The sequence below is a fragment of the Cellulomonas sp. zg-ZUI22 genome (assembly GCF_017353535.1).
In the GTDB taxonomy this organism is placed as follows: domain Bacteria; phylum Actinomycetota; class Actinomycetes; order Actinomycetales; family Cellulomonadaceae; genus Cellulomonas; species Cellulomonas wangleii.
In genome coordinates, this window is the sequence record NZ_JAFMUZ010000001.1 from 233,723 (window position 1) to 254,414 (window position 20,692).

Genomic DNA, 20,692 nt, shown 5'->3' on the forward strand with positions numbered 1-20,692 from the left:
CAGGGTCGTCGCAGCGGCGCGGCCGGCGCGCCCTGTCAGGTCCACCACCAGCCACGCGTCGACGAGCACCGTGATGACGATCCCGGGGACGACCCACCCCCACATCCAGCCGGGACCGTGGGCGTCGGACCTCGTGCCTGTGCCACGGGACGGGTGGCTGTGGACGGCGTGCGCGGGAGCGGGTCGGGTACCACTACGGTGCGGCCTGGCCTCAAGGACCGCGTTCCTGCTGGTCGAGGAGACGCTGCGGCGCCTGCTGCTGTCCGACCGTGCCGGGCTGGTCGGCTGCCTGGACCGGCTCGGCCACCGGTTCCGACCGAGGGAGCGCTGACGATGTACTGGCTGCACCCCGCTGTCGAGGGCGACCTCGGTCCCGGAGTCGACTACGACATCACCCGTGACCCCCAGCTGCTCGGTGAGCTCGCCTACGAGTTCGACGACTGGGGAGGTGACGACATCGTCCAGACGTCGGGGTACTGGCTCGTGAGCGGCAGGCTCGCGCAGGCGCTGTCGACGTCCGCACTGACCGGGTGGGAGCTCGCACCCGTGCGCGTCAGCACCTCCGACGTGTTCGACCAGCTGCATCCCGACGGGCTGGACATGCCGACGTGGCACCGTCTGGTGCCCGTCGGCACGCCCACCGACGACTTCACGCTCGTGCGCAGGGTGTACCTGTGCGTGAGCGAGCGCGCACTGGCGCTCCTGCGGGGCTTCGACCTCACCCACGCCCGGATCAGGGACGAGTCCGAGATCCCGCCGATCAGGGACGCGGGCGGGCACCCGGTCAACGGATCCTGAAGATCTCGACCACGTGCGGGCTGTCGATCAGGGTGTGCGGCGCGAGCGCGTGGTACGCCCACAGGTGCACCCACGCGTTCCCCGTCCGGACGGTGAGCAGGGTCTTCATCATCCCGGGGGCGAGGTAGACGAAGCACAGGAAGACGACCGACAGCACCGCGTCGGTGGGCGTCGTGAGGACCGTCCAGGCGTCCCAGGCGTGCAGCGCCGTGTAGAGGACGCCGCCGAGCACCACCGTGGCGGGCGTCGAGCCGGTGAGCCGGAGCAGCCGCGGCACCAGCAGCGCGTGGACCAACACCATGATCGGCAGGCCGGTGCCGGCGAGGTAGAGCAGGAAGGTCACCGGGACGCCGACGAGGTACTGGTGCGTCGACAGCCGGCCGACCACCGTGGCGAGGGTCGCGACCTGGATCGCGGACTCCGCGACGAGGACGACGAGGATCAGCCGCACGTCACCGCGGCGGTCGGTGGAGACGAGGTTCAGCTGCGCGGCCGAGTACCGGCGGCGGAAGACGGCGAGCGGCACGATCGCGTAGACGACGAGGTTGTAGACGGCCCACGTGCCCGCCTCGGCGGGGGCCACGTGGTCGTGCGTCCCGACCACGGACCCGGCGAGGTGCAGGCCGATCGGGTGCCACCCCAGGAGCCGGCCCAGCACGAACCCGCCGAGCAGGCCGAGCGCCGCCCAGGCCAGGAGCAGGACGGTCTCGCGGCGCGCCGTCGCGACGTCCGGCGCGCGGGCGGCGACGTCGGGCCGCACCCGCCGCCGGGTCAGCAGGCACGTCAGGGCCATGAGGGCCAGGACGCTCAGCATCGCGACGTCGGCACCGACGAGCTGGTCGACGGCCGAGCCCGGCAGCGCGGGCCAGTCGAACGGCAGGGTCCGTCCCGCCAGCAGCAGCACGACGGCGTTGCCCGCGAGCCACAGCGCCGCAGTCACCTGCACGCTGCGGTGCCGGGCGAGCCACCGGACGGTGGCCCACGGGCCGGGCGAGGTGCGTGGGGTGGTCGTCGTGGCCATCGCGGGCCCCCTGATGTAGTACGACCGTGCTAGTTCCCGAGAGATTAGCACGACTGTGCTATAACGACGAGGTGCCCCGACTCCTGGACGCCGACGCCCGACGCCGCGAGATCGCCGACGCGACCTGGCGGGTGATCCGCCGCGACGGGCTGGAGAACGCGTCGGTGCGCAACGTCGCCGCCGAGGCCGGACTGTCGGCCGGGTCGCTGCGCCACATGTTCGCCACGCAGGGCGAGCTGCTCGTGTTCGCCATGGCGCAGGTCGTCGAGCGGGTCACCGCCCGCGTCGCGGCGCAGGACGCGTCCGGTGATCCGCTCGACGCGGCCGAGCGGCACCTGCTCGAGCTGCTCCCCCTCGACGACGAGCGCCGCGCCGAGAACGAGGTCTGGACGGCGTTCACCGCCCGCGCGCTGGTCGACCCGTCGCTGCGCGCGTGCGCCGAGGAGAACCACGACCTGGTCCGCGCCGGGTGCCGGCACTGGGTCGAGGCGATCGCCGCAGGGCGGGTGGACGTGGACCTGGAGGCGGACCGGCTGCACGCGGTGGTCGACGGTCTCGCGGTGCACGCGGCGGTCCGGCCGGACGCCGTCACCGGCGAGCGGTGCCGGGCCGTGCTGCGCCGGCACCTCGAGGACCTCGCCGCGACGCCAGGCTGACGCGGCGGCGCGTTCCGGCCACCGCAGCGGCCCGTGCCTCAGCCGCGCAGCGGCCGACCCCAGGCGTCGTGCGCGAACCGGCCGCGCCGGGCGCACAGCACGAGCAGCCCCTCGGTGAATCCCCACACACCCATCGCGAGGGTGGCCAGACCGAGCGTGAGCACCCCACCGACCACCGCGGTCGCCAGCATGAGCAGGCCGCGGCGCCGGTGGCCCAGGTAGACCGCGTGCAGACCCGTCGCGCCGAGCAGGACGCCGAGCAGCCCGGCGACCACCCGCGAGCGCGGCCACGGACCCACGGGCACCATGACCCGCCCGCGCAGGACGAACGGCCGCGAACGCAGCGCCGGCCCCGCGTCCGTCACCGGGCGTGCGGCGACGGACGTCCGCGGTGCGAACAGCTGCCGCACGAGCGCGCCCCAGCGACGCGGCGTCGCGGCGGGCTGCGGCACGTCGTCCTCGACGTCCGGCACCGGCCCCGGCGGGTAGCGCACGGTGGCGGACAGCGGCTGGAACAGCGGGGGCGGCGGCCCCGCGGGGCGGCGCGTCACGACGGGACGCTCGAGGTCCTCGTCGAGGTCCAGGTCGAGGTCGGTCACGAGCGCTCCCCCCGGGTCGGCGCAGCGGATCACCCCACGCTACCCGCGTCCGCGCCGGCGGGGAACGGACGGCCCGGAGCTCCACCCGCACGCCGACGGTCCCGCGCGCCGCAGGACCGTCAGGTCGGGCGCGGGGACGCTCGCGGGCCGCCACGCCGCGGGCACGTCCGCCATCATGGCGACGTGCCCGCGACCGTCGTGACCCGCCCGATCGAGCTCGACGACGCGCCGGCGCTCGTGGACCTGCTGCGCGTCGACAGGGCGTTCCTCGCGCCGTGGGACCCGATCCGTGACGAGTCCTTCTTCTCTCTCGACGGGCAGCGGGAGGCGGTCCGCGACGCCCTGGCGATGCAGCGCGACGGTCTCGGCCGGGTGCACGTGATCGTCGACGAGGGGTCCGTGGTCGGTCGGATCGCCCTGACCGGCGTGGTCCGGGGAGCCCTGCAGTCGTGCGCCCTGAGCTACTGGGTGGCCTCGGCGCACAACGGCCGGGGCCTGGCGACGGCGGCGGTCGGGGAGCTGCTCGACGTCGCGTTCCGCGACCTCGGCCTGCACCGCGTGCAGGCCGAGACGCTCCTGCACAACGTCGCGTCGCAGCGGGTGCTCGCCCGCAACGGCTTCGTCCGCTACGGCACCGCGCCGCAGTACCTGAGGATCGCGGGCCGCTGGCAGGACCACGCCATGTTCCAGGCGCTCGACCCGGCCGTGGATCGCTGACTCTCGTCCTGGCCCCGTGCCGTCTGCCGGCAGCCGTCGTCGCCCGAACGGGCGAGGTGCGGTGAGGCGGGTCGGCCGTGCCGTCCGCGTGCCTGCGCCGTACGGATGACCGCGGTCCTGAACGGGCCGTCGGGTGCCGCTGCTGGCAGGACGTGGACGATCCGACGGAGGACGACGTGGACGAGTACAGGGCCCGGGACATCATCGCGACGATCGACGAGGCCATCTCCGCGTGGACGCTGCACGTCGGCACCGTGCCCGACGAGTTCACGATCGGCGCGCTCGCCCAGCACGCGGACCGGCTGGCCCGAGCCGCGTCCCGCCTCTCGACCCTGGCGATCACACGCCCCGACCTCACCGTCGGGCAGCTGTTCCCGCGCAGCGCGGTCGACGTCGCCGAGCTCGAGGAGATCCGCGCGCTCTCGGCCGCCGAGCTGGCGGTGCTGACGGAGCCGCCGCCGACCGTCACGCTGACGGTCCGGCCCGGCCAGACCCCGCTGCTCGACGAGTTCGACCACCACGTGCGCGGTGCCGTCTGCCCGGTGCGGGTCGCGCAGGACGGCACCCAGACCCTGGACCTCACGGACATCCTCATCGAGGCGCTCCACTTCGACCCCGAGGCGGAGGAGCGGGCGGCGCTGGCGCAGCTGGCCGCCGCCGAGGACCGCGACCCCTACCTCGAGGACGACGAGGACCTCGACGAGGACGGTGGGTACGACACACGCCTGCGGGCGACCTACGACGAGCTCCGTCGCCGCCTGCAGGGGTGAGCGGTGGTCGCCGTGTGACGCGGTGACCACGGCACGGTCGGGCAGGAGCCGGGTCGCCCACCAGGGTCCGCGCGCGCGTCGTGTCCCTTCCGTCTCGAGCAGGTCCGCACGCCTGCCGTCAGGACCGGCTCCACGCGGCCTGGGCGCGACCGCTGCAACCTCTTCCGTCACCAGGAAGATCCCCCGAACTTCTCCCGCGCGCGGCTCGCCGCGGCGCTCGTGCAGGTCCACGGTGGAGATGCGGCTCCGGTGCGGTGCCGCAGGTGCACGGACCACGCGCCACGGCGGTGACGCCGTGCCGCACGGGAGGGACGGACGATGACGACGCTCGACACCCCGGCCACGGCGACCGGCGCCCCGACGACCCACGCGGACCTGCGCGCCTGGGTCGCGGCGACGGCGGAGCTGACGCAGCCCGACGAGGTCGTCTGGTGCGACGGCTCACCCGAGGAGTACGCGCGGCTGTGCGAGCTGCTCGTCGCGCAGGGCACCTTCGTGCGGCTGGACCCGCAGCGTCGTCCCCGCAGCTTCCTCGCGCGCTCCGCGCCGGACGACGTGGCGCGCGTCGAGAGCCGCACCTTCATCTGCTCGCAGCACGAGGCCGACGCCGGTCCGACGAACAACTGGCGCGACCCCGCGGCGATGCGCACCGAGCTGCGTGACGTGTTCGCCGGCTCGATGCGCGGCCGCACGATGTACGTCGTGCCGTTCGCGATGGGTGCGGTCGGCTCACCGCTCGCCGAGTACGGCGTCGAGCTGACCGACTCCCCGTACGTCGTGGTGAGCATGCACCTGATGACCCGCGTGGGGACCGCCGTGCTCGAGCACCTCGGGTCCGACGGCGCGTTCGTCCCGGCCGTCCACAGCGTCGGCGCGCCCCTCGCACCGGGCGGCGCCGACGACGTGGCGTGGCCGTGCAACCCGACCAAGTACGTCGTGCACTTCCCCGAGACCCGCGAGATCTGGTCGTACGGCTCGGGGTACGGCGGCAACGCGCTGCTGGGCAAGAAGTGCTTCGCCCTGCGGATCGCGTCCGTCATGGGGCGCGACGGGGGCTGGCTCGCGGAGCACATGCTGCTGCTGCGGCTGACGTCCCCGCAGGGCCGCGCGTTCCACGTCGCCGCGGCCTTCCCGTCGGCGTGCGGCAAGACGAACCTGGCGATGCTCAGCCCGACGCTGCCCGGCTGGACGGCGCAGACGATCGGTGACGACATCGCGTGGATGCGGCCGGGTCCCGACGGGCGGCTGCGGGCCATCAACCCCGAGGCCGGGTTCTTCGGCGTCGCCCCCGGCACGGGGCCGCGCACCAACCCCGCCGCGGTCGAGATGGTCGCGAGCGACACGATCTTCACGAACGTCGCGCTGACCGACGACGGCGACGTGTGGTGGGAGGGCCTGACGGACGAGCCGCCGGCCCACCTCGTCGACTGGCGGGGCCAGGACTGGACGCCCGACGCGGACCGCCCCGCCGCCCACCCCAACTCCCGGTTCACGGTGCGCGCGGACCGCTGCCCGACGATCGCCCCCGACTGGGACGACCCCGAGGGCGTGCCCGTCGACGCGATCCTGTTCGGCGGTCGTCGTCCGTCGACCGTGCCCCTGGTGGTGCAGGCGCGCGACTGGGCGCACGGCGTGCTGCTGGGCGCGACCGTGTCCTCCGAGCAGACCGCGGCCGCCGAGGGGACGGTCGGGGAGCTGCGGCGCGACCCGTTCGCCATGCTGCCGTTCTGCGGGTACCACGTGGCCGACCACTGGGCGCACTGGCTGCGCGTCGGCGAGCGGCTGGGGGTCGGCGCGCCGGCGGTGTTCTGCGTCAACTGGTTCCGCACCGACGCCGACGGGCGGTACCTGTGGCCGGGGTTCGGGGACAACGTCCGCGTGCTGGCGTGGGCGCTGGGACGGCTCGACGGGTCGTCGGCCGCGGTCGAGACGCCCGTCGGCCTGGTGCCCGCTCCGGGGGCGCTCGACGTCACCGGGACGGACGTCGGCGACGGCGAGCTCGCGGCGCTGCTGGACGTGCCGACGGACGCCTGGCGGCAGGAGGTGGCGCGGACCGCCGCCTGGTTCGACGAGGTGGGCGAGCGTGTGCCGGCCGCGGTGCGGGACGCGCTGACCGATGTCGAGCAGCGCCTCTGGCGGGCCTAGGACCGAGGCGCGTGCCGCTCGAGGAACTCGTAGACCTCGGTCTGGTCCACGCCGGGGAACACGCCCACCGGCAGCGCGGCCAGCAGCGACGCGTGCGGCCGGGCGCTCGGGAACGCCTGGTCCTCCCAGCGGCTCGCGAGCGCGCGCGGCGCCTCCCGGCAGCACGACGCGTCCGGGCAGCGCGACGCCGCGCGCTCCGTCGTCTCGCGTCCCCGGAACCAGCGGACGTGCGCGAAGGGCGTCCCGACGCTCACGGAGAAGGCACCCTGGGATGACCCCTGCACGCGCGACGTGCACCAGAACGTGCCCGACGACGTGTCCGTGTACTGGTAGTACGGGCTGAACCGGTCGTCGAGCGTGAACACCACGCGCGCCGTCCACTGCCGGCAGACCGGCTGCCCCTCGATCGCCCCCAGCGGGTCCGACGGGAACACGACGCCGTCGTTCTCGTACGCCTTGTGCAGCGTGCCGCCCTCGTGGACCTTCATGAAGTGCACCGGGATCTGCAGGTGCCGCGTGGCGAGGTTGGTGAAGCGGTGGGCCGCCGTCTCGTACGGCACGGCGTAGGTGTCGCGCAGGTCCTCCACCGACAGCCGCCGCTCGGCCTTGGCGTCGCCGAGGAACGCCACGGCCGACGCCTCGGGGATCATCAGCGCCGCGGCCAGGTAGTTCGCCTCCACGCGCTGGCGCAGGAAGTCCGCGTAGTCGACGGGCTCGGAGTGCCCCAGCACGTGCGACGCGACGGCCTGCAGCAGCGGTGAGCGTGAGTCGTTGTGCGCGGCACCGGTCTGCGGCAGGTAGATGCGCCCGTGCGCGAGGTCCGTGACCGTGCGCGTCGAGTGCGGCAGGTCGGCGACGTAGTGCAGCGTGAAGCCGAGGTGCGCCGCGATCTCCGCCGTCGCGCGCTGCGACAGCGGGCCACCGTGGTGCCCGACGGCGTCCAGCAGGGTCCGCGCGTGCTCCTCGAGCGCGGGGAAGTAGTTGTCCTGCGCGCGCATCCGGGACCGCAGCTCGGCGTTCGCGCGCCGCGCCTCCTCGGGCGTGGCCGCGTTCTCCGTCAGCAGCCGCTGCACCTGGTCCTGCAGCGCGACGAGCGCCTCGAGCGCGTCGGACGGCAGCGAGCGACCCACCTTCACCGTCGGCATGCCGAGGCTGGCGAACAGCGGGCCACGCTGCGCCCGCTCCAGCTGCACCTCGAGCGCGGCACGGCGCGTGGGGGGCTCGGGGCTGAGCAGGTCCCGCAGCGGGACGCCGAGCGCCTCGGCCACCTGCGCCAGCAGCGACAGCTTGGGCTCGCGGTGCCCGTTCTCCAGCATCGACACCTGCGACGGCGCCCGCCCGATCGCGCGCCCGAGGTCGTCGAGCGTCATGCCACGCGCGGTGCGCAGGTGACGCACGAGGCGGCCCAGGACCAGGGTGTCGACGGTCGCGCCGCCCCCGTCCCCGGACCCGCGGGAGACCGGGTCGGTACCGGCGTCCGCAGTCCTGCCGCGAGACGTACCGGGCTCGGCAGACCTCGGGCGTCCCACCCCTCCCCCGGGCGCGCGGGAGGCCGACGCGGCCCTCGAGGCCGCGACGCGACCGGCCGCAGGGTCGATCGCGCGTCGGGGGTCCGGGGGCCGGGGTGCCGTCGTCGTCACCGTGTCAGCGTCACACCGTGGGAACGGTCCCGTCCAGGAGAAGCATCGAGATCCTTCCGTCGTTGATCGGCTGACGTGCGCGGATGCGTCGATCTTCCGCGGCGAACCGGTCGATTCCCTGTGAAGAACCGTCGCTCTTCACATCGGCTCGTTCGAGCGGTGCGACGACCCGGCCTGTTGCGCGCCGCGGAAGACTCCCCGATCTTCCGCAGCCACGACCGCCCCACGGCCCTCGCCGAGCGGGCACGTTGGTCGTGGGACGCCGACCGGCTCCCCCCGGACGCCCTCCGGGGCCACGCACGACGCGAGAGGCACGACGATGACCGCTCCCACCACCCCGCTGGACGACCTGCAGGCCCCCGCCGCCGTCGCGGGTGCGGTCGACGTCCGCCCCGGCGCGCAGACCCGCACCGCCGAGGAGCTCGAGCACACGTGGCGCACCGACCCGCGCTGGGCCGGCATCGAGCGCCGGCACACCGGTGCCGACGTCGTGCGGCTGCGCGGCTCGGTCCGCGAGGACCCCACGCTGGCCCGGCGCGGCGCCGAGCGGCTGTGGGAGCTGCTGCACACCCGCACGCACGTGCCGGCGCTGGGCGCCCTGACGGGCAACCAGGCCGTCCAGCAGGTCCGCGCGGGGCTCGAGGCGATCTACCTGTCCGGCTGGCAGGTCGCCGCCGACGCGAACCTGTCGGGCCAGACGTACCCGGACCAGTCGCTCTACCCGGCGAACTCCGTGCCGGCCGTCGTGCGGCGCATCAACAACGCGCTGCTGCGGGCGGACCAGATCGACGTCGCCGAGAACGGCACGCCGACGCGTGACTGGCTCGCGCCGATCGTCGCCGACGCCGAGGCCGGCTTCGGCGGCCCGCTCAACGCGTACGAGCTGATGCACGCGATGATCGCCGCCGGTGCCGCGGGCGTGCACTGGGAGGACCAGCTCGCCGCGGAGAAGAAGTGCGGCCACCTGGGCGGCAAGGTCCTGGTCCCGACGTCGCAGCACGTGCGCACGCTGTCCGCGGCACGGCTCGCGGCCGACGTGGCCGGCGCCCCGACGGTCGTCGTCGCCCGCACCGACTCCCTCGGTGCGGACCTGCTGACGTCCGACGTCGACGAGCGCGACCAGGAGTTCCTCACGGGCGAGCGCACCGCCGAGGGGTACTTCCGGGTCCGCCCGGGCCTCGACGCGGTGGTCGCACGGGCGCAGGCGTACGCACCGCACGCCGACCTCATCTGGGTCGAGACGGCGACGCCGGACGTCGCGCTGGCCGTCGAGTTCGCCGAGCGGATCCACGAGACGTTCCCCGGCAAGCTCCTCGCCTACAACTGCTCGCCGTCGTTCAACTGGCGCGCGCACCTCGACGACGCGCAGATCGCCCGGTTCCAGCGCGAGCTGGCGGCCCACGGGTACGCGTTCCAGTTCATCACCCTCGCCGGCTTCCACGCCCTCAACGAGTCGATGTTCACGCTCGCCCGCGGCTACGCCGAGCGCGGCATGAGCGCCTACGTCGACCTGCAGACGGCCGAGCTCGCCGCCGAGGCCGACGGCTACACCGCGACCCGCCACCAGCGGGAGGTCGGCACGGGCTACTTCGACCAGGTCGCCACCGCGATCAGCCCCGACAGCGCCACCCTCGCGCTGGCCGGCTCCACCGAGACGGCCCAGTTCCGCCACTGACCCGCCCGGCCCGACCCTCTCGCGGCACGCCGCTCGGTCCTCCCGCAGAGGTCCCCTCACGCTGATCACGAACCAGGAGAACGTCATGACCCTCACCGACACGTCGCCCCGGGCGGCGAGCCTGACCTCGCCGTTCGCGCACCCCCGGCTGACCGTGACCGGGCCCCCGGTCGAGGGCACCGACCTGGTGCTGTCGCCCGAGGCGATGGACTTCCTCACCGCCCTGCACGAGCGCTTCTCGGGTGGGCGGCACGAGCTGCTGCTCGCCCGGCAGCGGCGCCGCGAGCGGTTCGCCAACGGCGCGGACCCCGGCTTCCTGCCGCTGACGGCGCACATCCGCGCCGACCGGACGTGGCGCGTCGCCGGACCGGGGCCGGGCCTGACGGACCGGCGCGTCGAGATCACGGGCCCGACCGACCGCAAGATGACCGTCAACGCGCTGAACTCCGGGGCGAAGGTGTGGCTCGCCGACCACGAGGACGCCATGAGCCCCACGTGGACGAACGCGATCTCGGGCCAGGTGAACCTGTACGACGCGATCCGCGGGCAGGTCGACTTCACGACGCCCGAGGGCAAGGAGTACCGGGTCGGTGTGACGACGCCGACCATCGTCTTCCGCCCCCGCGGCTGGCACCTCACCGAGAAGCACGTGCAGCTCACCGACCGTGCCGGCCAGTCGTGCGCGGCCTCCGCGTCGCTGTTCGACGCCGGGCTCTACCTGTTCCACAACGCGCAGGCGCTGATCGACGCGGGCCGCGGCCCGTACCTGTACCTGCCGAAGATCGAGGGCCACCTCGAGGCGCGGCTGTGGGACGACGTCTTCCGCTTCACCGAGACGTACCTGGGCCTGCGGCACGGCACGATCCGCGCGACCGTCCTCATCGAGACGATCACGGCCGCGTTCGAGATGGAGGAGATCCTCTACGAGCTGCGCGACCACTGCGCGGGCCTGAACGCCGGGCGCTGGGACTACATCTTCAGCATCATCAAGAGCTTCCGTGCCCGCGGGCCGCGGTTCGTCCTGCCGGACCGCGGCCGCGTGACGATGACGGTCCCGTTCATGAAGGCGTACACCGAGCTGCTCGTCGCGACGTGCCACCGCCGCGGGGCGCAGGCGATCGGCGGCATGAGCGCGTTCATCCCGAACCGCCGCGAGCCCGAGGTGACGGCACGCGCCCTGGAGCAGGTCCGTGCCGACAAGGAGCGCGAGGCCGGCCAGGGCTACGACGGCACGTGGGTCGCCCACCCCGACCTGGTGCCCGTGGCGCGCGAGGTCTTCGACACCGCCTTCGGCGACCGCACCGACCAGCGGCACCGCCTGCGCGAGGACGTGCAGGTCACCGCGGCCGACCTGCTCGACATCCCGTCCGCGGGCGGGGCGCAGCCCGGCGCCGTCACCGACGCAGGGCTCCGGCAGAACGTGTCGGTCGCCGTGCGGTACCTCGAGGCGTGGCTGCGAGGGCTCGGCGCCGTGGCCATCGACAACCTCATGGAGGACGCCGCGACGGCGGAGATCTCCCGGTCGCAGGTGTGGCAGTGGGTGCACCAGGGCACGACGACCGCCGAGGGCACGGTGATCGACGCCCCGACCGTCCGTGAGGTGCTCGCGGACGTCCTCACCGACGTCGAGCGCCGCGAGGGCGACCGCTTCGACGACGCCGCCGCGCTGTTCGGCGAGGTCGCCCTCGCGGACGACTTCCCGACCTTCCTCACCATCCCCGCCTACACCCGGCACCTGGTGACGCGGGGCTGACGAGGGCGGCCGATCCGGGCGTTCGGTCGGGCAGCCCGGGCGCGAGGGCCTCCGGTGGTGACGCGGTGGAGCCGCTTCACCACCGGGGGCCTTCGCCTTGCCCCTGCCCCCTGGACACCTGACCGCCCGGCCGCGCCGGACGGTCGTCGACGTGCCGGTACGGCACGAAGGACCTCTCGTCAGCCGCGCGCGCTCAGCGCCTGGAGCGCGCCGTAGTCCAGCGCGTCCCCCGCGACCGGGAGCTCGCCGTCCCGCAGGAACGCCGTGGCAGCCGCGCGCGCCGTCGTGTACGCGGCTTCGGCCAGGGCCGTGCCGACGCTGACCCGGCGGACACCCGCCGCGGCGAGTGCAGCGACGGAGGGGCCGCCCGGCACCGCCATGGCGTTGATCGGCGCGGGGACGGCCCGTGCGAGCGTCTCCAGCTCGGGCAGGTCGAGCAGGCCCGGGACGAAGACGCAGTCGGCGCCGGCCGCGACGTACCGACGCGCCCGCTCGACGGTCTCGTCGAGCCGGGTGTCCGCCGCGCCGACGCCGCGCAGGTGGACGTCGGTGCGGGCGTTGACGACGAGCCCCGGGAGCCCGGCGGCGGCAGCGGCCTCGCGCGCGGCCGCGATCCGTGCGACCTGCGCGTCCACCGGGTGGAGCGACCCCGCCCCGGGGTCGAGGTCCTCGACGTTCACCCCGACGGCACCGGCGGACACCACGAGCCCGACCGTCCGCGCGACGTCCTCGGGTGCGGGCCCGTAGCCACCCTCGACGTCGGCGGTCACCGGCACGTCGACCGCCTGCACGATGCGGCGCACGACCTCGGCCGTCTCCTCCCGGGTGAGCAGCTCACCGTCGCCGCGTCCCAGCGACCAGGCGACACCACCGCTCGTCGTCGCCACCGCGGCAGCGCCTGCGGCTGCGACGATCGCCGCGCTGCAGGCGTCCCAGGCGTTGGGCAGGACGAGGAGCCGGTCGTGCAGGTCCCGGAATCGCTGCGCACGCTCGGCGGCCGATGCCGGTGCACGGTCGGTCGTGGTGGTCATGGCGGTTCTCCTGGGTGTCCGTGAGCGTTTCATCGGGTCTCCTGGCCGCGATCGGGTGCCGGCTCACGAGGGCATCTGGTTGACGGGGTGGTCACCGACGGCCCACAGGTACTGGACCGCGTACGCCCGCCACGGTCGCCACGGGGCGCCGCGCCGCGTGAGGGCGCCAGGGGTCGAGGGAAGGCCCAGCCGCTGCGCCGCCGCGCGCACCCCGAGGTCGGACGGCACGAACGCGTCGGGGTCGCCGAGCGCCCTCATCGCGATCATCTCCACCGTCCAAGGCCCGATCCCCGGCAGCGCCGCCAGGCGGGCACGCGCCTCCTGCCAGTCGCCGCCCGCTCCGAGGTCGACGCTGCCGTCGGCGAGCGCCTCGACGAGCCGCAGGACGGCGTGGCGTCGGGACGTCGGGAACGCCAGACGGGCCGGGTCGAGCGAAGCAAGGCTCGACGGCTCCGGGAACAGGTGGGTCAGGCCGCCGTGGGGATCGTCGATCGGGGTTCCGTGCGCGACGACCAACCGGGCCGCGTGGGTGCGCGCGGCGGCCGTCGAGACCTGCTGGCCCAGCACGGCCCGCACGGCGAAGCCCTCCGGGTCGGTCGTGCGCGGCACGCGGCGGCCGGGTGCCGCGTCGACGAGGGGCTGCAGGACCGGGTCGGCACGCAGGGCGTCGTCGACGGCCACGGGGTCGGCGTCGAGGTCGAGCAGGCGGCGGCAGCGCGCGATCGCCGTCGACAGGTGGCGCAGGTCGCTGAGGACGAGCCCGCAGACGACGTGCTGCGGCATCGGACGCAGGGAGGCGATCGCGTGCCCGGTCCCGAGCCGCAAGGAGCAACGGAACGCGCCGTCACGCCACTCCTCCACACCGGGCACCGCCGTCTCGACGAGGTGGCCGAAGAGGTTGTCCGGGCACAGCGGCTCACGGAAGGGCAACCGCACGGTCAGCACCCCGGGTGCGGCGAGCTCGCTGCCCGCGCCGCGACGGCGCAGCTCGGTGGGGGCCAGCGCGAAGACCTCGCGCACGGTGTCGTTGAACGACCGGACGCTGGAGAAGCCGGCGGCGAACGCCACGTCGGCCATCGGCAGCCCTGTGCCCTCCAGCAGGAGGCGCGCCGTCTGCGCCCGCTGCGCGCGAGCGAGGGCGAGAGGGCCCGTCCCCAGCTCCTCGCGCAGGTGCCGTTCGACCTGTCGCACGCTGTACCCGAGTCGCGAGGCGAGCCCGGAGACCCCCGACCGGTCGACCACGCCGTCGGCGATGAGCCGCATGGCCCGCGCCGTCAGGTCGGCCCGCTGGTTCCACTCCGGCGAGCCGGGGCTGGCGTCCGGGCGGCACCGTTTGCACGCCCGGAACCCGGCCTGCTGGGCCGCGGCCGAGGTCGGCATGAACCGCATGTTCACGACCTTGGGAGGTGGCACCGGGCAGCTCGGCCGGCAGTAGATGCCCGTGCTCAGGACGGCGGTGAAGAACCAGCCGTCGAACCGGCTGTCCCTCGACTGCACGGCGCGGATGCAGCGCTCGGTGTCCTGGTGCACATCGCCAGTCTTGTGCCCGTCGGCGACGTGCGTCTGGCGAGAATGCGACATCACCCTGGCGGCGACCGATGCCGACAGGCGTCACCACCTCCTGTCTCGTTGAACCAGTGGCCAGCGCCACGTGCCCACGGGCATAGTGGACGCCGTGCCCGCCCGGATCCGCCTGCTGGAGGTCCCCTACGACTCGGGCTGCCGGGACGTGCGCCACGGTGCCGGCCCGCCCGCCCTCGTCGCCGCAGGTGCTGCGCAGCGGCTGGCCCACCACGGTGCCGTCGTCGACCACGGGCGCGTCCAGCTCGCGGCCGGCCCCGGTCCGATCGTCGAGGCCGCCGCGGGCACCGAGGTGATGCGGCTCGTCGCGCAGGACGTCGCCGCCCACGCCGGCCACCTGCCGGTGGTGCTCGCAGGCAACTGCGGGGTGACGCTCGGGGTCGTCGCCGGCCTGCGTGCCCTCGCGCCCGAGCGGCGCGTGGCGGTCCTGTGGCTCGACGCCCACGGCGACCTGCAGACGCCCGCGACGTCGGCGAGCGGGTTCTTCGACGGCATGAGCCTGGCGATGACCACGGGCCGGTGCTGGCAAGGACTCGCCGCGAGCGTGCCCGGGTACGCGCCCTCGCCCGACGACCGCACGGTCCTCGTCGGCGGCCACCAGCTCGACGAGGCCGAGCGCCGGCTCCTTGACGGCCCCGGACCGACGTGGTTGACCGTGGCCGACGTCCGGGCGGGGCGGGCGGGAAGCGTGCTCGACCGGGTGCTCGCGCACGCGGACGCGGTGCACGTGCACGTCGACCTCGACGTGCACGACACGTCCCTCCCACCGGCGAACTCCTACGCCGCGCCGGGTGGCCTCACGCCCGACGAGGTGCGCGCCACGGTGCTCGACGCCGTCACGCGACTCCCGCTCGCGTCGGCGACCGTCGCCTCGTGGGACCCGACCCACGACGTCGACGACCGCATGCGTGACGCAGCCCTGGGCCTGCTGGAGCTCCTGGGCACGCCGGCTCCGGCCCTGTGAGCCCGGACGACCACCTCCAGCCCGACCCCTGGCAGGTCGAGCTCGGAGAGAACCGTCGCCCGAACCGCTCGACCGGGCGTACCCCTCGACCAGAGGCCGGCGTCGCGCCCGTGCCGCGGGTGACGGCCTGAGAGTCCACACCTGTTCGCCCGGCCACCGCCGGGCCGCGTCGCGAGCACCCCAGAGCAGCCCCATGCACCCCCGGAAACCACGAAGCTACTGCTCGAGCGGTTCCTTCCGGAACCACCTCACTGTGGGGTCTTGGGACAACTCGCTGGGACAGCTGGTCGAGCGCTGCGGACCGTGCGTCCTGCTCCGACGAGCGTCGCATCAGCGCGCCAAAAGCGTCCGGGCGTCGCGCAGCGCCTCGGCCGCGAGAAATGCCAGATCGAGCCCTTGGCGCCCGTTCAGGCGCGGGTCGCAGAGGCTTGTGTAGTTGCGCCCTAGCTCGTCCTCGTCGAGCAGCCAGCTTCCGCCCGTGCATTCCGTGACGTCGTCGGGGGTCAGCTCGAGGTGGATGCCGCCGGGCCACGCACCCGCTTCGGACACGATCCGCACGAACGACAGGAATTCGGAGCTGACGTCCTCGAACGACCTCGTCTTCACGCCGCTCGCGGTCGTGCGCGTGTTGCCGTGCATCGGATCGCTGACCCACGCGACGGGGTGCCCCGCGTCGACGACGGCCTGGACCAGCGCGGGCAGTGCTCGGTCGATCACGCCAGCACCCATGCGGATCATCAGCGTCAGCCGACCGGGGATGCGCTCGGGGTTGAGCATGGTGCAGATCTGCAGCAGCTCTTCAGGGCTGCAGTCGTCGCTGATCTTCACGCCGATCGGGTTACGGATACCCCTGACGAAGTCCATGTGCGCGCCGTCGAGCGCTCGCGTGCGCTCGCCGATCCACAGCAGGTGTGCCGAGCAGTCGTACCACTCGCCCGTTGCGGCCTCGCGTCGCGTCAGACCCGACTCGTAGTCCAGGACGAGCGCCTCGTGTGCGGTGTAGAACGCCGTGCGCGAGAGCTCGTCGTTGTCGTCGCGCACGCCGCACGCGTGGAGGAACTCGACGGCGCGGTCGATCTCGGCGGCCAGCATCTCGTACCGCTGACCCGAAGGGCTTTCGGCGATGAAGCTCTGGTTCCAGCGGTGCACCTCCCGCAGGTCGGCGAATCCGCCGCTGGTGAACGCGCGCACGAGGTTCAGCACGATCGCCGAGTGGTGGTAGCCCTGGACCAGCCGGCGGGGATCGAGGCGGCGCGAGTCCGGGTCCTCGTTCTCGGCGTTGAGGAGGTGACCGCGGAACGATTGGAGCTCGACCCCGTTGACGATCTCGGTGGGCGCCGAGCGCGGCTTGGCTAGCTGCCCCGCCATCCGGCCGATCTTCACCACCGGGAGCCCGGCGCCGTGAGTGAGGACCAGGGACATCTGCAGGATGATCTTGAGCTGGTCGCGGATGCGGTCGGCCGACACCTCGTCGAACGACTCGGCGCAGTCGCCCGCGAGAAGGACGAACGCCGCGCCGCGGGTGACGTCGGCCAACTGGCTCTGCAGCGCACGTGCCTCGCCCGCGAAGATCAGCGGCGGAAGCTTGCGGAGCTGCTCGAGCGCCCGCTGTGCCTGCGCTTCGTCCGGCCAGTCGACAGCCTGCGCGACCGGTCGCGTGCGCCACGCGTCGCTCGTCCAGGGGGCGCCGGCGTCAGTGTTGGTGTCGGTCACTTCGGCGGTGTTCGTCATCGGTCTCGTTCTCTCTCGCAGTGGAGGTGTGTGCTCAGTCGTCCAGTGCGCCGCGGGTGAGCGCGGCGGCCGAGTCGAGGTCGGACCATGTCGCCGCCCACGCCGGAGCGGCCGAGGCGGCCCAGAGGGTCTCGTCGGTGTGCGCGGGCGCAAACCAACCGAGCCAGTCGGGGCGTTCGACGCTGCGCCCCGTGACGGTCTGGTCCAGTAGCCGGAACCAGGTCTGCGTGCGGTCCAGCCGGCGCGCCGGCCTCCCTGCGGGCTCCCAGGTGGGAAAGACCACGCGGTCGAGGTACACGGGACGCTGGGCCGGGGTGAAGCCGAGGCAGGCGAACATGTCCTGCCAGGCGATGCGCCGCTTGCCCGGCCGGGACCACTCGGTGTCGGCAGAGCGCGGTCCTGCAAGGTGCTCGGTCTGCGGGAAGGCGCGCAGCGTGCCCGGGAACGTGCTGATCTTCTCCGGACACGCCAGCATCCGCAGACCGTCGGGTGTGGGCAGCAGAACGATGCGCTCACAGGAGAGCGCCTCGCGGGCGCCGTCCAGCGCAGCCGCCATGAACACCGAGGTCTTGCCTGCGCCGCGATCGCCCACGACGAGCGTCCCGCTGCCGTCGGCTCCGACGACCGCCGCAGCGTGTACCACGACGCCGCCGTGCGCCTCGAGCCACGGCAGGAAGAGCAGGTCGCGCACCACACGGCGCACGTCGCTGGCAGCGGCTGCCGGGTCGCCGTTGACGACGTGGACTGTGCGTGCGGCCACGTCGGACACCACGCACGAGCCGGTGTCGACCGACTCCACGACGACCACGCCGTCGTGCTCGTGGCGAACACCGCGACGGACGTCGTACGCGTGGCTGCCGGAGTGGAGAAGGATCGGGCGGCCCGCGTCACCGCGCGAGGTACGCCACCGGTCACCGGCCTCGGCGGACACCTCGACGGAAACTCTCGCGAGCGGCACGAGTGGCTCGGGCAGCTGTGCGTCGATGCCGAAGTAGGCCCCGAGCTCGGCACGCAGGAGCGCGTCGACCTCGGGAACGGCGTGGTCGAGCAGCACGGTGTGGCCGAGCATGGTTGCCGAGGTGACGTGCCCGCCGGGCGACACCGGGCGGGCCCCGGTCGCGGGAGCGGGAAGGTGGCCGGACATTGTGGGCATGGCGCGCTCCTGACGGATGGCACGGGAGGGTTCGGGCGGCGATGCCGGCATGCGAAGGCACGCGGGGACACACCGCGGAGGCGAGGATGAGTGACGGCGGGCGCTGAGGATCGCGTCGTATCCGAACGCGGCCTGGGTGCCGTCCCTGGCCGGATACCAGTCCTGCGACTGGGCACCACCCAGGCTCTGCGAGATCTGCCGCGACCGCTGGACGTCGTCGGCCCACTGGCGGACAGCACCCTCGCGGGCGCCGGCGACCGTCATCAGCGCCTCGAGAAGAGCCATCGTCTTGCGCGCGACGGACATGACCCGCTCCTGCTCGGCAGGCGCGAAGAACTCGCGCTCGCGCCCGTGGTCATCGTCATCTCGTGGCCCCCTCGCCTAGCGCCCTCGCGCCGGGTCGCACCCGGCGACGGCGAGTCATCGGGTCCGGACTGTACGGAATGCCCCAGAACCGACTCGGGACGTCTCGCACGTTGAGCACACGGAAGCGCGCGTTCCACGAGGCCTACTACTCCGCGAAGCAGAGGCCACCCACGACCGCCTGACGCACGAGGCGCCACCGAACTCCACGGAACCTCAGCCAGCCCGGCACCACCACGGTGACCGGGCTGGTCGGCATGCGCCCATCCGCGCTCGACGCCGGCTCCACAGCGTAAAGAGCAGGTAATAGCACGCTGGCGTGCTCACCAAGTCGCCGACTCGGCCCTGGAACCAGAAACTCCCGGCAGGATCTCGTCCTGCCGGGAGTTGTCCGGACTACCGGGCCTCAGTTGTCCTGAGACCCCACTGTGCGCGAGGCGGGATTTGAACCCGCACGCCCTTTCGGACACTGGCACCTGAAGCCAGCGCGTCTGCCGTTCCGCCACTCGCGCGCGCCGCCAAAGTTAGCACGTCGAGGGCCCCGTCAAAAACACTGCCCGCGACGGGCGGCGAGGGCCCTGTCCCACGGCCACCGACCCGTGCAACCACGCCGCCTCTGCCAACCCCCGCGCTCCCTCGGGCCTTCCCCCACAGCGACCCACCGGAGGCGGCACCGGCACGCCTGCCGCCACCGGTCCACTGTCAGCCCTCCCGACCCGCCCACACCGCACCGCGTACACCGTTCACCCTCCCAGGCACCCGTCCAGGCCGCCGCACGGATACCATCGACGCGGATCGTCGTCGCACCGCGCGGACGGACCGAGGGCAGGTGGGACGGGCGACCGGCCCGCCCGAGGCGGGAGGGAGGTGGACGTGGGGTTCCTCGACAAGTTCGAGAACGGCGTGGAGCGCGTGGTGAACAACGCGTTCGCCCGGGCCTTCCGCAGCGAGGTCAAGCCGATCGAGCTGGCCGACGCGCTGCGCCGCGAGATCGACGACCGCGCCGCCGTCGTCGGCCGTGACCGCACCGTGGTGCCCAACGAGTTCACCATCGAGCTGTCCACGCCGGACTACGACCAGGTCGAGGCCTGGGGTGCGGAGGCCCTCGCGGAGGAGCTGGCCGCCAACGTCACGGAGCACGCCGCGAGCCAGCACTACGCGTTCGTCGGCCCCGTCACCGTCTCGTTCAGTGAGAACACGGAGCAGGACGCCGGCCGGTTCGCGGTCCACAGCGCGACCGTGCGCGGCCCGGTGGCACCGGCGACCAACGCGGCACCCAGCCCGCGGCACCCGCTGATCGACATCGACGGTCAGCGCTACATCCTCACGGGCCCGGTCACGGTCATCGGCCGCGGCTCGGAGGCCGACATCATCGTCGACGACCCGGGTGTGTCCCGGCGGCACCTCGAGATCCGGGTCACCCCGGACGGGGTCGTCGCCAGCGACATGGGCTCCACCAACGGACTGTTCGTCGAGGGGCACCAGGTGCCCGCGGCGACGCTGCTGGACGGCAACACGCTGACCATCGGCCGGACCCGGATCCTCTTCTGGACCGGGGGCGACGCGGACGTGGACGAGTGATGCCGCGGCATGAGTGAGCTCACGATCACCCTGCTGCGCCTGGGGTACCTCGCGCTGCTGTGGTTCCTCGTCCTGTCCGCCATCACGGTGCTGCGCCGGGACCTGTACGGCACGCGGATCATCGACCGACGCCGCGCCCCCGGCAAGGGTGCGCCCGCCGAGGCACCCGTCCCCGCCGGCGAGGCGCCGCGCGCGCCGCGACGCCCGCGCACCAGCGGCGGCCCCACCCGGCTCGTGGTGACCGAGGGCCCGCTGCGCGGCACCACGCTCCCCCTCGGCTCCTCCGCGGTGCTGGTCGGTCGGGCTCCCAGCTGCACGCTGGTCCTCGACGACGACTACTCCTCGTCGCGGCACGCGCGGATCTTCCCGCAGGGCGACCGGTGGTTCGTCGAGGACCTCGGGTCCACGAACGGCACGTTCGTCGGCGACTCGCGCGTCGAGCAGCCCACGCCCGTGCCCACCGGCACGCCGATCCGCGTCGGGCAGAGCCTGCTCGAGCTGCAGAGGTGACGGC

The 20,692-nt window shown here is 73.7% G+C and carries 17 protein-coding genes and 1 tRNA gene; 10 read left to right on the plus strand and 8 right to left on the minus strand.

What is annotated here, in order from left to right; genetic code table 11:
• The first annotated feature begins 333 nt into the window (after window positions 1-333).
• Window positions 334-798 carry a hypothetical protein gene (locus tag J1G43_RS01085; RefSeq protein WP_207340091.1) on the plus strand — a complete coding sequence of 155 codons (465 nt, stop codon included), beginning with the start codon at window positions 334-336 and terminating at the stop codon, window positions 796-798.
• On the opposite strand, the gene J1G43_RS01090 is transcribed toward J1G43_RS01085, so the two are convergent.
• Complete coding sequence (locus J1G43_RS01090) at window positions 785-1,819, minus strand: hypothetical protein (protein WP_207377779.1); 1,035 nt, start codon at window positions 1,817-1,819, stop codon at window positions 785-787. The two genes, J1G43_RS01085 and J1G43_RS01090, sit on opposite strands and share 14 nt — an antisense overlap.
• 71 nt (window positions 1,820-1,890) lie before the next feature.
• Between J1G43_RS01090 and J1G43_RS01095 the strand changes: the two genes are divergently transcribed.
• A complete protein-coding gene (locus J1G43_RS01095) occupies window positions 1,891-2,475 on the plus strand; it encodes a TetR/AcrR family transcriptional regulator (RefSeq protein ID WP_207377780.1) in 585 nt (194 codons plus the stop codon).
• 38 nt (window positions 2,476-2,513) lie between these two features.
• Here J1G43_RS01095 and J1G43_RS19510 read toward each other — a convergent pair whose 3' ends face one another.
• Window positions 2,514-3,074 carry a TM2 domain-containing protein gene (locus tag J1G43_RS19510; RefSeq protein WP_207377781.1) on the minus strand — a complete coding sequence of 187 codons (561 nt, stop codon included), beginning with the start codon at window positions 3,072-3,074 and terminating at the stop codon, window positions 2,514-2,516.
• 183 nt (window positions 3,075-3,257) lie between these two features.
• On the opposite strand from J1G43_RS19510, the gene J1G43_RS19310 reads away from it, so the two are divergent.
• The 3 genes from J1G43_RS19310 to J1G43_RS01115 all read left to right on the plus strand — a co-directional run bounded on the left by J1G43_RS19310 (window position 3,258) and on the right by J1G43_RS01115 (window position 6,706).
• Complete coding sequence (locus J1G43_RS19310; protein ID WP_207377782.1) at window positions 3,258-3,791, plus strand: GNAT family N-acetyltransferase; 534 nt, start codon at window positions 3,258-3,260, stop codon at window positions 3,789-3,791.
• A gap of 176 nt (window positions 3,792-3,967) precedes the next feature.
• Window positions 3,968-4,561 (plus strand): hypothetical protein, encoded by a 594-nt coding sequence (locus tag J1G43_RS01110; RefSeq protein WP_207340086.1) that lies wholly within the window; start codon window positions 3,968-3,970, stop codon window positions 4,559-4,561.
• 318 nt (window positions 4,562-4,879) lie between these two features.
• A complete protein-coding gene (locus J1G43_RS01115; RefSeq protein WP_207377783.1) occupies window positions 4,880-6,706 on the plus strand; it encodes a phosphoenolpyruvate carboxykinase (GTP) in 1,827 nt (608 codons plus the stop codon).
• Here the strand turns inward: J1G43_RS01115 and J1G43_RS01120 are convergent.
• Window positions 6,703-8,121, minus strand: coding sequence for a helix-turn-helix transcriptional regulator (locus tag J1G43_RS01120; RefSeq protein WP_207369978.1), 1,419 nt, complete (start codon window positions 8,119-8,121; stop codon window positions 6,703-6,705). The two genes, J1G43_RS01115 and J1G43_RS01120, sit on opposite strands and share 4 nt — an antisense overlap.
• 544 nt (window positions 8,122-8,665) lie before the next feature.
• Here J1G43_RS01120 and aceA point away from each other — a divergent pair.
• Together aceA and aceB are read left to right on the plus strand one after the other, a co-directional pair.
• Complete coding sequence (aceA, locus tag J1G43_RS01125; RefSeq protein ID WP_242635183.1) at window positions 8,666-10,021, plus strand: isocitrate lyase; 1,356 nt, start codon at window positions 8,666-8,668, stop codon at window positions 10,019-10,021.
• A gap of 85 nt (window positions 10,022-10,106) precedes the next feature.
• Window positions 10,107-11,774, plus strand: coding sequence for a malate synthase A (gene aceB / locus J1G43_RS01130; protein WP_207377784.1), 1,668 nt, complete (start codon window positions 10,107-10,109; stop codon window positions 11,772-11,774).
• A gap of 179 nt (window positions 11,775-11,953) precedes the next feature.
• Here the strand turns inward: aceB and J1G43_RS01135 are convergent, their stop codons facing one another.
• Entirely contained in the window at window positions 11,954-12,805 is an 852-nt protein-coding gene (locus J1G43_RS01135; RefSeq protein WP_207377785.1) for an isocitrate lyase/phosphoenolpyruvate mutase family protein, read from the minus strand.
• A 63-nt stretch (window positions 12,806-12,868) separates the two neighbouring features.
• A complete protein-coding gene (locus J1G43_RS01140; protein ID WP_207377786.1) occupies window positions 12,869-14,335 on the minus strand; it encodes an AlkA N-terminal domain-containing protein in 1,467 nt (488 codons plus the stop codon).
• Window positions 14,336-14,480: 145 nt separating this feature from the next.
• Between J1G43_RS01140 and J1G43_RS01145 the strand changes: the two genes are divergently transcribed.
• Complete coding sequence (locus J1G43_RS01145) at window positions 14,481-15,350, plus strand: arginase family protein (protein WP_207377787.1); 870 nt, start codon at window positions 14,481-14,483, stop codon at window positions 15,348-15,350.
• 330 nt (window positions 15,351-15,680) lie between these two features.
• On the opposite strand, the gene J1G43_RS01150 is transcribed toward J1G43_RS01145, so the two are convergent.
• The 3 genes from J1G43_RS01150 to J1G43_RS01160 form a co-directional block, all read right to left on the minus strand.
• A complete protein-coding gene (locus J1G43_RS01150; RefSeq protein WP_207377788.1) occupies window positions 15,681-17,081 on the minus strand; it encodes a class II 3-deoxy-7-phosphoheptulonate synthase in 1,401 nt (466 codons plus the stop codon).
• A gap of 34 nt (window positions 17,082-17,115) precedes the next feature.
• A complete protein-coding gene (locus J1G43_RS01155; RefSeq protein ID WP_207340079.1) occupies window positions 17,116-18,234 on the minus strand; it encodes a hypothetical protein in 1,119 nt (372 codons plus the stop codon).
• Window positions 18,235-19,026: 792 nt separating this feature from the next.
• A tRNA-Leu gene (locus tag J1G43_RS01160) sits at window positions 19,027-19,109 on the minus strand.
• Between the two features lie 361 nt (window positions 19,110-19,470).
• On the opposite strand from J1G43_RS01160, the gene J1G43_RS01165 reads away from it, so the two are divergent.
• Both J1G43_RS01165 and J1G43_RS01170 read left to right on the plus strand, forming a co-directional pair.
• A complete protein-coding gene (locus J1G43_RS01165) occupies window positions 19,471-20,178 on the plus strand; it encodes a DUF3662 and FHA domain-containing protein (protein WP_207340078.1) in 708 nt (235 codons plus the stop codon).
• A 9-nt stretch (window positions 20,179-20,187) separates the two neighbouring features.
• Window positions 20,188-20,688 (plus strand): FHA domain-containing protein, encoded by a 501-nt coding sequence (locus J1G43_RS01170; protein ID WP_207369686.1) that lies wholly within the window; start codon window positions 20,188-20,190, stop codon window positions 20,686-20,688.
• Window positions 20,689-20,692 lie beyond the last annotated feature (4 nt).